The organism is Alkalihalobacillus alcalophilus ATCC 27647 = CGMCC 1.3604, assembly GCF_000292245.2.
Classification (GTDB): domain Bacteria; phylum Bacillota; class Bacilli; order Bacillales; family Bacillaceae_D; genus Alkalihalobacillus; species Alkalihalobacillus alcalophilus.
In genome coordinates this window covers 32,309-45,972 of the sequence record NZ_ALPT02000004.1, presented here as the reverse complement: position 1 = coordinate 45,972, position 13,664 = coordinate 32,309, and the positions used below count along the sequence as shown (strand labels likewise).

The window sequence follows — 13,664 nt, the reverse complement described above, 5'->3', positions numbered from 1 at the left end:
ACCCCCAATTCGTTTACTGACTATCTCCCATACCAGTGTAAATGTTTCCTGAGCCATTACCTGATGCTGCAAATGTATTTTCTTCTTTATCCTGGTAAAGTATTTTTCCTTCCGCAGCCCAGAGAAATCCGCGACGCATGATCGTTTTAACCTCAGGCATGGCTACGATGTTTGCTACATGTCCTAAGGAGTTGTAAAATACTCGACCGGATCCCCAACGTTTCGTCCAGACTACAGGCATATCGACCGCTTTATTTGTTGCATGTGGACCATCCACAACAGGGAAACGGGTGGTAGCTAACACTTCTACTACTGGATCAACATGGAGATAATATTGTTCACTTACCACTTTGAAGTCTGATATCCCTTCAAGTAATGAACTAGAAGAATGTTTAACATTCACCATATATTCAACTCCATCATTCCCAGGGTGAGCGACCCAATTACCACCAGTCATAAATTGCCAATCAACATTGTTTCGAAAGGAGTCACACATCCCACCGTGGCAACCAGCTAAACCAACGCCACTCATAATCGCCGCTGAAATATTTTGCACATATTTTTTTTCGATTTGACCCATTGTCCAATGGGGAACGATTAAATCCAATGACTTCAATTTATCCACATCAGCATAGGATTCTAATGAATCAGAAACTTCTACGGCAAAGTTTTCTTCTTCTAAAATTCCTTTAAAAATAGTCGCCACTTGTTCTGGTTCATGACCATCCCAACCACCCCATACAATTAAAGCCTTCTTTTTCATAATAAATCCTCCTTCTATTGTGTTTATACCTTTTCCTTAAGCAGAATTTTATAAGTCTGTTACTTTGATCCATTTCTTTTGCTCAATGGAATGTTCTACAGCTTCTAAAACTTGCTGACACTTGACTCCATCTTTGAAGTTTGGAACGGGCTGACGTTCTTCTTGGAAAGCTTCCATCAGCTCTACAACTGAATGAATGAAGGTATGTTCATAACCAATTGTATGACCAGCAGGCCACCAAACGTCGGAATAGGCATGAGCGGCATCTGTTGCTAAGACACGACGGAAGCCTTGGACATCCTCCTTGTCCTCGACAAAATAGACTTGTAGTTCATTCATCCGTTCAAAATCAAAGATAACGCTTCCTTTACTTCCGTTAATTTCAAAAGAGTTTGTACTTCTATGACCGGTCGCGAAACGTGTTGCTTCAAAGCTACCAATAGCTCCATTCGCAAATTTAGCTAAAAATAATGTTGCATCATCAACGGTGACAGGTCCTTTTTCCTTACTTTGACTACCTGTTGCAGATAGGCCTGTCATTTCCTGTGGAAGTGGTCTTTCTTTAATAAAGGTCTCGCTCATCCCAATCACATCTGTTATATCGCCAATCAAATAGTGAGCCATATCAATTAAGTGGGCACCTAAATCACCGTGAGAACCTGAACCAGCAATTTCTTTTTGTAACCGCCAAACGAGTGGGAAGTCAGGGTCAATGATCCAGTCTTGTAAAAACCAAGCCCGGAAATGGTAAATGTCACCTAATCGTCCCTCATCGATCAATTTTTTCGCTAACATAACAGCGGGAGTAAAGCGATAGTTAAAACCAACCATATGTTTAACACCTGCTGCTTCAACTGCTTCTAACATTTCTCTAGAATCTGCTAATGTAAGCGCTAACGGTTTTTCGCAAAACACATGCTTTCCGGCTTTAGCTGCTTCAATAGCAATCTCTTTATGTACATCACTAGGTGCGTTAATATCAATTAAGTCAATATCATCTCTGGTCAACATTTCTCTCCAATCTGTTGTATATTCATCCCAGCCAAATTGAGAGGCAGCATCAGCCACACTTTCAAGGCTTCGACCACAAATCACTTTCATATGGGGGTGAATATGTTTTGGGAAGAAGAGAGGGAGGTCTCGATAAGCATGGCTATGAGCTTTTCCCATAAATTTGTAACCGATCATGCCAATATTCAACTTTTTCATTATTTTATCTCCTTTTTTGGGAAATTGACTTGAATAGATTCTCGTTCCATGACTGTGACGGGCAATTTAATTTGAACTTGTTCTTTAATTCCCTCCGTTATCATAGATAAGACTTTTTCGGCTGCGAGTTGGCCCATTTCAAACAGAGGGACATTTACAGAAGCTAGTTGTGGGGTTAGCATGCTCACGATATCAGAATCATCGTACCCAATAAGGGCATAATCTTGACCAGCTTGATAGCCTTGTTCACGTAGTCCCTGCATAAGCCCAACAGCCATCCGATCATTAGAAGCAAAAATGGCCTCTATTTCTGAGAGGTGAGATCCGATATTCGCTGCAGCTTGATACCCACTTTTCCGGCTATAGTTACCTTGAAATATCCACTGTTCATTCAATTTGATATTATTGTCTTGTAAGGCATCTCGATATCCTGCTAACCGATCTAAGCTATTGGAGTAATTAGCGGGCCCATTTAAAAAGGCAATCTGTGTTAAGCCTTTTTGCAAAAGAAGTGATACTGCCTCATAACTTCCTTTATAGTGCATAGCATCAATCGAGTGAAAAGGGTAATCAGTATAGGTTTGATTAACAAGGCAGTAAGGCAGGGCTAATTGATGTAATCGTTCTAGTGCGGCCTTTTCATCTAAAAAATCTTGTGAGCCTAAAATGATACAACCGTCGACTTTTTGTGTTTGAAAAAGATGGACATAGTCTCTTGGTTTATGTGGAGATTGAAATAAGAGCAACAAACGATAATTCATTTCTCCGAGTTTGACACCAATCCCACTTAATATTTCAGAGAAGTAGTAAGTGGAAAGCAAGCGTACCTTAGGTAGATAAGGGACGATGACGCCAATGTTTTGACTTTTTCCTTTGGCAAAATTTTGGGCTAGTGCATTAGGATGATAGTTTAGTTGTTTGGCAGCCTCTAATACCTTTTGTTTTGTTTCTTCACGAATAGGGGGGACGTTATTAAAAACACGTGATACGGTCGCTTCAGATACCCCAGCCTGTTTTGCGACATCTTTTCTAGTACCCATAGCTCGACACCTCCTTAAATAAAAAGCGAAGTCCGTTTGGTCAGAAGCGAGATTACTGAGGAACAACGCTAAATTCGCGACGTCAATCACCACGCCTTGTACCCACATCCTGTGGGCAAGGGCGGCTGTTGAAGACGTTCTTTGTCTTCATAAAGACGACCGATTTTTCTCGAGCTTCTAACGGACGTAGCTGGATTGATAAAAAGCGAAGTCCGTTTGGTCAGAACATGATTAATGTACACGTGTACATCATACCTAGTTTTAGTATATAATTCAATCTTTATAATCAGAAAATTTTAAATTGAGCGATCTTTTTAGTGTTGGAAGGAGAAAAGGTGAAGTTATGGGGGAAAGAAGATTTTAGTTGGTTTAAGGAGATTCCATCCGAAATATAAAAAAGACAACCGCAAGAAGATCATCTTTGCGGTTGCCTCTACTATTATTTTTAGACTTCCATAATGATTGGTAAAATCATTGGTTTACGTTTTGTTCTCTCATAGAGGAAAGGTCCTAATAAATCAGTCATTTCATTTTTGATTTCTGACCATTGTGATGTTTTCTTTTCCATCACATCATCTAGATGTTTGGCGAGTAATTTTTGAGCTTCATGAATTAAGTCACTTGACTCTCTCATGTAGACAAAACCTCTTGAAATGATATCTGGACCAGCTGTTACTTTAAATTCTTTCATATCTAAGCTGACAACTACAACGACCAATCCTTCTTCTGATAAAATTCGGCGGTCGCGTAAAACAATATTGCCGATATCTCCAATTCCATTTCCGTCTACATAAACAGAACCGGAAGGGATTTTGCCAACGACACCAGCCTCATCAGGGTGGAGGGCTAGTATATCTCCATTGTCCATAATAAAGCAATTTTCCTCAGCAACTCCACAATCCTTCGCTAATTTAATATGCATTTTCATCATCCGATACTCACCGTGAATAGGTAAGAAATACTGAGGCTTCATCAGACGAAGCATTAATTTTTGCTCCTCTTGTCCACCATGTCCAGATGTGTGAATGTCATTAAGTGGTCCGTGAATAACATTGGCTCCTGCACGATAAAGCTGATTAATGGTTTTTCCGACACTTACGGTATTACCTGGAATTGGTGACGATGAAAAGACGACCGTATCCCCAGGAATGATTTGAATTTGACGATGTGTACCATAAGCGATACGAGAAAGAGCCGCCATTGGTTCACCTTGACTCCCTGTACAAAGAATCGTTATTTGATTGTCAGGCAGTTTGTTTAACTGGCTCGGTTCAATAAACGTTTCTTTAGGAGCATTAATATACCCTAAATCTTGTCCGATTGAAAGGGCGGACTCCATACTGCGTCCAAATACTGCAACTTTACGTCCATGTTGTACAGCGGACTCGATTACTTGTTGAAGGCGATGAATATTAGATGCAAAAGTAGCAAAAATAATACGTCCGTTCACTTTTCTAAAAATGCTATCAATGCTTTCGCCGACTTTTCGCTCTGACATTGTAAATTCAGGTATTTCACTGTTTGTACTGTCAGAAAGTAAACAAAGAACACCTTCCTCACCAATCTTGGCCATTTTAGTTAAGTTTGCTGGTTCACCAACTGGAGTGAAATCAAACTTAAAGTCCCCTGTATGTACAATATTCCCTGGTGGTGTTTTGACGACAATACCGTATGAGTCAGGAATACTGTGGGTCGTTCTAAAGAAGGATACGGATGTTTTTGTAAACTTAATAATTTGATCTTCTTGAATTTCTATTAGCTTAGTTTTTCGGATAAGACCATGTTCTTCTAACTTTCCTTTTAATAAACCTAAGGCTAACTTCCCACCGTAAATAGGAATGTTAATTTCTCTTAATAAATAAGGGATACCACCAATATGATCTTCGTGACCATGTGTGATAAATAGGCCTTTGATCTTATCAATATTTTTACTTAAATAAGTAAAGTCAGGAATAACATAATCAATACCTAGAAGTTCGTCCTCTGGAAACATAATTCCGGCATCAATAATAATGATCTCATCTTGGAACTGAACAGCATACATATTTTTTCCGATTTCCCCGAGTCCACCAAGAGCAAATACGGCTGTTTGATTATTTTTTACTTGTTTCATTAAATGGATTCCACCTTAAAGTCTTCTCGAGCCTGTTCATACTCTAAATGAGCGCCAGAGATTTCAGTAATAAATTCGATGTTGTAGTTGCGGTCAGCAAGCTTTTTACGGACATCTGCCTCACTTGTACCTTCAACATAAATAGCATCTGTAAGTTCACGTACTGGAACTTGATTTGCGATTTTTTGGAAAAAAACTTTAAATAACATAGATAATACCTCTCCTTAAACATTGGTTATTTTTTCATTATAAAGCAATATATCATCTTTTTCATGTTTTTCTTTAAGAGCTATAATAAAAAAGAGTGTAAACGCTTGTAATGAAACTAACTTTTTTTATTTATCCTACATGTTTTTATGACTAATTGTACAGTTTAATCATTATTGAATTATTCTATACCTCAAGCAAACGTTTCTTTGGCAAGAGATTTTTGCAACCATCGATGAGCTTTTTGCGAAGTTTTTTTAACATAATAAACCCTCCTTTTCTTTAGTCCTTAGCGTTAGTATATGTAAAATTAAAGGGTCTTTTGGTGGGAATGAATGGAAAAGGAAGGGGTGAACCTTGAAAGACAAACATTTGGTGAAGAGATAATTTGAAAATTTGATAACAGCTAATCTTTGAAGGAAGAAAACCAATGGATATTTAGGTTAGGGCTGATTTTAGATACTCCTTCAAGCTACAATCGGGACTATAAAAAAAGAGCTGTACCGGTAATGTCAATTAAAATGATCTTTATCGGGTAGCTCTTTTTATTGAAAAGCTTATAGTGGTTTCTTTAACTTATCTTGAAATGCTTCGATCCGGTCATAGAACATAATGCCATCCAAATGGTCTAATTCATGTTGAAAAACAATCGCAATGTAACCTTTTAATTTTAATTTGACTTCTTCTCCTTCTAGTGTTGTTCCTTTAACTGTGATTCGGGCATGTCGTGGGACAATTCCGGTGATTTCTCTGTCAACGGATAAACAGCCTTCCCCGCCATCCAAATGATTTTCTTCAACGGAATGACTAATCATTTTCGGGTTAAATAGACCGTAGCTATATAAGACGTCATTTTCGTCATAAGTGTGGACGGCAAACATTCTTTTAGAGATGCCAATTTGCGGTGCGGCAATTCCGACACCTGGACGTAAATTATACTTGTCCGCAATTTCTGGGTCTTGACTATTTTTAATAAATTGAAGCATCTCACTTAGTATTTCTTTTTCTTCGGCTGTTGCTGGTAAGGTTACTTCTTTTGCGACCTCACGTAAAACGGGATGTCCTTCACGAACGATATCTTTCATTGTAATCATATGTACCTCTCCTTTGTAGAGCAAATAATGCTATATAATAGTCAATGGGATTTGTTTAGATTGTTTAGGAGATAAGAAAAATATAAACTCTCCTTTTACTATGTCTTACTTTATCGAAAAGTGTAGTGCATTGGCAAGTTTTTATTGAAATGAAGCTTTTTTAAAACAACAGCCTCTGAATGAAGTGCTTCAGAAGCTGTTAAGTAAACTATTCTCTTACTTTTTGCAGTCTGGTCCTGGGCCCCCACCATTGAAGCAAGCTGCCCCAACGATTACTAATAGAATAAATAATACTACGATTAACGCAAATCCTTTATTATATCCACCGCCAAAACCTGCAACAGGTGCTGCTGGTGCCCCGTAACCATATCCACAAGGATCATAACATCCACAATCTGAACCATATCCGTACATGTAAATTCCTCCTTTTTGGTACATCACACTATGTGCGACTCACTATTTACAATATGCATAAGCAAAGAGGGCGATTGGATGAATGCCCATTTTTTTAAGAAAAAGTGGATATATGTTTAGTTAAAAAGTGGACAAGTGCATAATTTTTATTAGAAAATCATATAGATTTTTAGAAAGGGAAAAGGATTTCGGTTGCCAATTCGATTTGTTTGTTTTAGTGTCTTTAGTAAGGGACTATTTAGTTGGGATTAGAATAGGGGGAAATGGTGTGTCTGTAAAAAAACGATGGTATATGACACTATCGCTTTTAATGATGCTGTTGTTGGCTGCTTGTGGGAATAATGTGGCAGAAGATGTGTTTACCCATCTTGAACAAGCCGTTGAGCTGGAATCAACTTTTAAGCAGCAGCAAGAGGTCTTGAAAGCGGCTGAAAATAATGAACAACAACTTTACGAGGAAGTGATTGATTTAGGAATTGATGAGTTTGAGAAAATTCTTTCATTAACCGAAGAGGCACTTGCTTCTATTGAAACCAGAGAGAGCGCAATCGCCTTGGAAAAAGAAAGCATCGAACAAAGTTATGAAGAATTCCAAAAAGTAGAAGCCTTTGAAAATGAAATCAATGAAGGTGAAGAGTTGGAACATTATCAAACGTTACGGGAAAAAATGAAAGCCCGTTATGATAGCTACCAAGACTTACATACAGCTTATATCGAATCGATTAATCTTGATCGTGAATTATTTGAATTATTGCAACGGGAAGATTTTGAATTAGTTGAGCTACAGGAAAAAATTGAAGAGGTTAATGAATCATATTCCAGTATAAACGAAACGAGAGATGTATTTAATCAGTTCACAGAAGAGTATAATGAAAGCAAGCAAGCTTATTATTCTGCGGCAGATTTAAATTGGGAATTAAATGAATAGGCAAAAGCAGGCTTAAAAAACGGGGATTCTTGAAATATAAGAATTCTCGTTTTTTGCTTGTCCGATAAAAGTCTTTGTCCATTTTGGGGTTTTACTTTTTAGCAAAAAAGGAATGTCTATCTGGGATGGGGCTTGTTTATATTATGAAAACGCTTGTATAACTAACTGTACTATTTTATTGTAAGGTGATCTATAACACAGGAGTGCTTTTATATAAAGAAAAGTTAAAGTAATCATAAATTGTAAGAGCGGAAAAACAAAAGGATTGACGGATTTCTATCTGTTGATGTAGACTGTTTTGCATAGGGTAAATTGTATTACTTTTTCTGTCTATTGACTAATACAGTTTATGAAAACAAAGAATATGTGTTTTCTTTTATCATTATGTAATGATTGATTGCACAATAGGACATCCTAATGAAGGGTTTCTGACTATGAATTACAACATGTGAACATGAAGACATAGACCAGAAAAGTGATTGACATTTTCCGAATAGAAAGGGTAGGTGAAGGTAGTGAGTACAAAAACTTTAGAGCAAGTAGAAGGAAAGTTTGAGACATTTCAAATTTTGAATGAAGAGGGCGAAGTTGTAAATGAAGCAGCCATGCCTGAACTAAGTGATGAAGAGTTACAAGAATTAATGAGAAGAATGGTTTATACGCGCATTTGGGATCAACGTGCGATTTCATTAAACCGTCAAGGGCGTTTAGGTTTCTATGCACCAGTTGCTGGTCAAGAAGCGTCTATGCTTGGAACTCACTTTGCATTAGATAAAGAGGATTGGATTTTACCTGGATATCGTGATATTCCGCAAATCGTATTCCACGGTTTACCATTACACCAAGCATTTTTATGGTCGCGTGGTCATATCGGCGGCGGTAAATTCCCAGAAGGATTAAATATTGTTGTGCCACAAATCATTATTGGTGCTCAAATTATCCAAACGGCTGGGGTTGCATTAGGTCTAAAACGTAAAGGGAAAAACAACGTTGCAATCACTTACACAGGTGATGGTGGAGCTTCTCAAGGGGATTTCTATGAAGGAATGAACTTTGCTGGTGCTTTTAACGTACCTGCTATTTTCGTTGTTCAAAATAACCGCTTTGCAATTTCAGTTCCAGTTGAAAAACAATCTGCAGCGAAAACCATCGCTCAAAAAGCAACGGCAGCTGGTATCGAAGGAATTCAAGTTGACGGAATGGATGTTTTAGCTGTTTATACTGTGACAAAGCAAGCTCGTGAGCGTGCTCTTAACGGTGAAGGTCCGACATTAATCGAGACATTAACTTACCGTTATGGTCCACATACAATGGCTGGTGATGATCCAACACGTTACCGTACTTCTGATTTAGATGATGAATGGACGAAAAAAGATCCATTAATCCGTTTCCGTAAGTTCTTAGAAGGCAAAAAATTATGGAACGAAGAAAAAGAAAATGAAGTGGTTGAAAAAGCAAAAGAAGATATTAAAGCAGCAATTAAAGAAGCTGACTCTGCTCCGAAGCAAAAAGTAACGGATATCATCGGTGTTATGTTCGAACAACTCCCAGCTAATCTTCGTGAGCAAATGGAAGAATATACAGCAAAGGAGTCGAAATAACCAATGGCGCAAATGACAATGATTCAAGCGATTACGGATGCAATGCGTAATGAGCTTAAAAAGAATGAAGATGTCCTAATTTTTGGGGAAGATGTCGGTCAAAATGGTGGAGTATTCCGTGCAACGGAAGGCTTACAAAAAGAATTCGGTGAAGATCGTGTATTTGATACACCATTAGCTGAGTCTGGTATTGGTGGTTTAGCAATTGGACTAGGGATTACAGGCTTCCGTCCAGTTATGGAAATCCAATTCTTCGGTTTCTTATTTGAAGTAATGGATTCGGTAGCTGGTCAAATGAGCCGCTGGCGTTACCGTTCTGGTGGAACGCAAACAACTCCAATCACGGTTCGTTCACCATTTGGTGGAGGAGTTAAAACACCGGAAATGCATGCGGATAGCTTAGAAGGATTAATGGCTCAAACTCCAGGTTTAAAAGTCGTTATTCCATCTACTCCTTATGATGCAAAAGGTTTATTAATTGCTTCAATCCGTGACAACGATCCAGTTGTATTCTTAGAGCACATGAAATTATACCGTTCATTCCGTGCAGAAGTTCCTGAAGAAGAGTACACAATCGAATTAGGAAAAGCGGATATTAAACGCGAAGGTAAAGATGTAACGATTATTACTTATGGAGCAATGGTTCACGCTTCATTAAAAGCAGCAGAAGAATTAGAAAAAGACGGTGTCGATGTTGAAGTAATCGATTTAATGACGGTTAGTCCATTAGATATCGATACGATCATCGCTTCTGTTGAGAAAACAAACCGTGCGATTGTTGTACAAGAAGCACAAAAGCAAGCAGGGATTGCTGCAAACGTAGTAGCAGAAATTACGGAACGTGCAATTTTAAGCCTTGAGGCTCCTGTATTACGTGTAACAGCACCTGATACCGTATATCCATTCGCTGCAATGGAAGATTCTTGGTTACCTGACCACAAAGATATCGTTGATGCAGTAAATAAAGTCGTTAATTTCTAATAAAAAATTTTTTGAAGAGGAAAGTCGTTTATTGCTTTCCTCTTCGCCAAACTAAATGTATGATAAGGGAGGCACTAAAAGTGGCATATGAGTTTAAATTGCCGGATATTGGTGAAGGTATCCATGAAGGCGAAATCGTAAAATGGTTCGTTAAAGCTGGTGACGAAGTAAAAGAAGATGATATACTTTTAGAAGTGCAAAATGATAAAGCAGTTGTAGAAATTCCTTCTCCAGTAGATGGAAAAGTTCTTGAGCTAAAAGTGGAAGAAGGAACGGTTAGTATTGTTGGTGATGTTCTTTTAACAATTGACGCCGAAGGCTATGAGGAAGAAGCTGCACCAGCTGAAGAAGCAAAGGAAGAGCCTAAAGAAGAGAAAAAAGAAGAAGCAACGAAGACTCCTGCAGCATCAACTGAGTCAGATTCAGATGATAATGCTCGTGTAATTGCGATGCCTTCTGTTCGTAAATATGCACGTGATAAGGATGTCAATATTAAAAAAGTTTCAGGTTCTGGTAAAAATGGTCGTGTCTTAAAAGAAGATATTGATACATTCTTAAATGGCGGTAGCCAAGAAACAGCATCTGAAGACACATCATCAGAAGAAGTGGCAACTTCTACTGAAACGAAAAAATCTGCACCTGTTTCTATCCCGGTTGGTGAGTTAGAAGAGCGTGTTCCATTAAAAGGTGTTCGTAAAGCAATTGCCAAAGCAATGGTTAACTCGAAACATACAGCACCACATGTTACACATATGGATGAGGTTGAAGTTTCAGCACTTGTTGCACATAGAAAACAATACAAGGAAATAGCAGCGGCACAAGGTACAAAGTTAACGTACTTACCTTATGTTGTTAAAGCTTTAACATCTGCGTTGCGTAAATATCCTGTATTAAATGCTTCTATTGATGATGCAAATGAAGAGATCGTATATAAAAAATACTTTAATATAGGTATTGCAGCAGATACTGAACACGGATTGTTCGTACCAGTCATCAAAGACGCTGACCGTAAATCAATCTTCGTATTAGCAGATGAAATTAACGATTTAGCAGCAAAAGCTCGTGATGCTAAATTAAGCAGTGCGGAAATGAAAGGCGGAAGTGCAACAATTTCGAATGTAGGTTCTGCACGTGGTTTATGGTTTACGCCAGTTATCAATCATCCTGAAGTAGCTATTTTAGGAATTGGCCGTATTGAAGAAAAAGCAGTTGTTCAAAACGGTGAAATTGTAGCGGCACCTGTACTTGCACTATCTATCAGTTATGACCACCGTCTAATTGATGGAGTGACAGCTCAAAATGCCTTAAACCATGTTAAGCGTTTGTTAAACGATCCACAATTATTATTAATGGAGGGGTAAGAAATGGTTGTTGGTGATTTCGCAAAAGAGGTAGACACACTAGTTATTGGTTCAGGCCCAGGAGGATATGTAGCAGCTATTCGTGCAGCACAACTGGGACAATCCGTAACTGTTGTAGAAAAAGCAACAGTTGGAGGCGTTTGTTTAAACGTAGGTTGTATTCCTTCAAAAGCGTTAATTAATGCTGGTCATAAATTCCATAGCGCTAAACATTCAGATGAAATCGGAATCGTAGCAGAAAATGTTTCTGTGAACTTCGAAAAAGTCCAAGAATGGAAAGCAAGCGTTGTAGATAAGTTAACTGGTGGAGTTAAGGGACTTTTAAAAGGAAACAAAGTAGAGCTTGTTCAAGGTGAAGCATACTTTGCATCAGAGAATTCTGTTCGTATTATGGATGATAAGAGTTCACAAACATACAATTTCAAAAATTGTATTATTGCAACTGGCTCACGTCCAATTGAATTACCTTCTTTTAAATATACGGATCGTGTGATTAACTCGACAGGTGCCCTAGCTCTTAAAGAAGTACCTAAAAAGTTAGTCGTTATTGGTGGAGGGTACATCGGCATTGAATTAACAGGTGCACTTTCTAACCTTGGTTCAGAAGTTGTTGTACTTGAAGGTGGAAAGCAAGTCTTACCTGGTTTCGAAAAACAAATGGCTAAACTTGTTGAAAAACGATTAAAGAAAAACGGCGTAACATTCCATACGGAAGCATTAGCTAAAGGTGTTGAAGAAACGACGGATGGCGTCAAAGTAACAGCTGAAATTAAAGGAAAAGAAGAAGTTTTTGAAGCGGACTATGTACTAGTAACAGTTGGACGTAGACCTAACACAGATGAGCTTGGTTTAGAGCAAATTGGTGTTGAAATGACGGACCGTGGTTTAATTAAAGTAGACAAACAATGCCGTACAAATGTAAGCAATATTTTTGCGATTGGTGATGTTGTTGAAGGTTTAGCATTAGCTCATAAAGCTTCTTATGAAGGAAAAATTGCAGCAGAAGCGATTGCTGGTGAAAAATCAGAGGTCGATTACTTAGCTATTCCTGCAGTTGTCTTCTCTGATCCAGAATTAGCTACTGTTGGTTACAACGAAAAAGAGGCAAAAGAAGCTGGCTACGATGTAGTTGTTGCTAAATTCCCATTTGCTGCAAATGGACGTGCTCTTTCTTTAAATGAGACAGATGGTTTTATGAAACTAATCACTCGTAAAGAGGACGGCCTAGTGTTAGGTGCTCAAATTGCTGGAGCAAGTGCATCTGATATGATTTCAGAAGTTGGATTAGCAATTGAAGCTGGAATGACAGCTGAAGATATTGCTTTAACAATCCATGCTCACCCATCATTAGGTGAAATTACAATGGAAACAGCAGAAGTTGCTTTAGGCACTCCAATTCACATTGTAAAATAATAAATAAAAAACACCTACCCAAAGGAACATCATATGTTTCTAGGGTAGGTGTTTTTTTAATGATAAAAAGCTAATAGATTCATTATGGACTTGCATCTTTAGAGCTTCCTTCAAGGTTGTGACAATTTCATCCTTAGATTGTACACCTTCCATTCGTAACTGTTCTGATCCGCCATTTAAAACGATCATCGTAGGGAATACTTGAACGTCGTAATAGCGGACAATGTCGCGTTCATCAGAATCGATAATCATAAAAGGTTGAGTCTGTTCAGGGTTTTCTGATTGAAACTCTAATATCGCATCATAATAGTTGTCTTCTTTTTTTATATTCGATGAATCAGAAAATAATACGGTCATATGCTGGCCGACATCATGATTGATAGGTGAATTTGCTTTTAAAAAACCTGTCGAACAAGCTGATAATAGAATACTAGAGAAGAAGAAAATAATTATTACGTTAGTCTTTTTCAAGCTTGTCACATCCCATTTATTTTTTTAAAATAATTGTTAAGATACGAATTATTTTAGCATGATTAAAAC

At 38.0% G+C, this 13,664-nt stretch carries 12 protein-coding genes and 1 pseudogene; 5 read left to right on the top strand and 8 right to left on the bottom strand.

Annotated features, from left to right (window positions below; genetic code table 11):
• Positions 1-13: 13 nt before the first annotated feature.
• The 7 genes and pseudogenes from BALCAV_RS01860 to BALCAV_RS22660 all read right to left on the bottom strand — a co-directional run.
• The gene (locus tag BALCAV_RS01860) at positions 14-763 is read right to left on the bottom strand and encodes a ThuA domain-containing protein (RefSeq protein WP_003324574.1); all 750 of its coding nucleotides are present in this window, start codon (positions 761-763) and stop codon (positions 14-16) included.
• Between the two features lie 48 nt (positions 764-811).
• Entirely contained in the window at positions 812-1,972 is a 1,161-nt protein-coding gene (locus BALCAV_RS01855) for a Gfo/Idh/MocA family protein (RefSeq protein ID WP_003324573.1), read from the bottom strand.
• Entirely contained in the window at positions 1,972-3,012 is a 1,041-nt protein-coding gene (locus BALCAV_RS01850) for a LacI family DNA-binding transcriptional regulator (protein WP_003324572.1), read from the bottom strand. The genes BALCAV_RS01855 and BALCAV_RS01850 overlap by 1 nt, the downstream gene beginning before the upstream one ends.
• A 445-nt stretch (positions 3,013-3,457) precedes the next feature.
• Positions 3,458-5,125 (bottom strand): ribonuclease J1, encoded by a 1,668-nt coding sequence (rnjA, locus tag BALCAV_RS01845; protein WP_003320931.1) that lies wholly within the window; start codon positions 5,123-5,125, stop codon positions 3,458-3,460.
• Positions 5,125-5,334 carry a DNA-dependent RNA polymerase subunit epsilon gene (locus BALCAV_RS01840; RefSeq protein WP_003320932.1) on the bottom strand — a complete coding sequence of 70 codons (210 nt, stop codon included), beginning with the start codon at positions 5,332-5,334 and terminating at the stop codon, positions 5,125-5,127. The genes rnjA and BALCAV_RS01840 overlap by 1 nt, the downstream gene beginning before the upstream one ends.
• 555 nt (positions 5,335-5,889) lie before the next feature.
• Positions 5,890-6,426 (bottom strand): peptide deformylase, encoded by a 537-nt coding sequence (def, locus tag BALCAV_RS01835; protein WP_003320933.1) that lies wholly within the window; start codon positions 6,424-6,426, stop codon positions 5,890-5,892.
• Between the two features lie 258 nt (positions 6,427-6,684).
• Positions 6,685-6,753, bottom strand: a pseudogene (locus BALCAV_RS22660) (YjcZ family sporulation protein); the annotation flags it as partial.
• A 355-nt stretch (positions 6,754-7,108) separates the two neighbouring features.
• Between BALCAV_RS22660 and BALCAV_RS01825 the strand changes: the two are divergent.
• The 5 genes from BALCAV_RS01825 (at position 7,109) to lpdA (ending at position 13,124) form a co-directional block, all read left to right on the top strand.
• The gene (locus BALCAV_RS01825; protein WP_003320936.1) at positions 7,109-7,768 is read left to right on the top strand and encodes a YkyA family protein; all 660 of its coding nucleotides are present in this window, start codon (positions 7,109-7,111) and stop codon (positions 7,766-7,768) included.
• Between the two features lie 515 nt (positions 7,769-8,283).
• Positions 8,284-9,369 (top strand): pyruvate dehydrogenase (acetyl-transferring) E1 component subunit alpha, encoded by a 1,086-nt coding sequence (gene pdhA, locus BALCAV_RS01820; RefSeq protein WP_003320937.1) that lies wholly within the window; start codon positions 8,284-8,286, stop codon positions 9,367-9,369.
• A 3-nt stretch (positions 9,370-9,372) separates the two neighbouring features.
• Positions 9,373-10,350 (top strand): alpha-ketoacid dehydrogenase subunit beta, encoded by a 978-nt coding sequence (locus BALCAV_RS01815; RefSeq protein ID WP_003320938.1) that lies wholly within the window; start codon positions 9,373-9,375, stop codon positions 10,348-10,350.
• Positions 10,351-10,430: 80 nt separating this feature from the next.
• Positions 10,431-11,711, top strand: coding sequence for a dihydrolipoamide acetyltransferase family protein (locus BALCAV_RS01810; protein ID WP_003320939.1), 1,281 nt, complete (start codon positions 10,431-10,433; stop codon positions 11,709-11,711).
• 3 nt (positions 11,712-11,714) lie between these two features.
• Positions 11,715-13,124 (top strand): dihydrolipoyl dehydrogenase, encoded by a 1,410-nt coding sequence (gene lpdA / locus BALCAV_RS01805; protein ID WP_003320941.1) that lies wholly within the window; start codon positions 11,715-11,717, stop codon positions 13,122-13,124.
• A 39-nt stretch (positions 13,125-13,163) separates the two neighbouring features.
• Here lpdA and BALCAV_RS01800 read toward each other — a convergent pair whose 3' ends face one another.
• On the bottom strand, positions 13,164-13,595 hold the full coding sequence (locus BALCAV_RS01800) for a thioredoxin family protein (protein ID WP_040323378.1): 432 nt from the start codon (positions 13,593-13,595) through the stop codon (positions 13,164-13,166).
• Between the last annotated feature and the right edge of the window lie 69 nt (positions 13,596-13,664).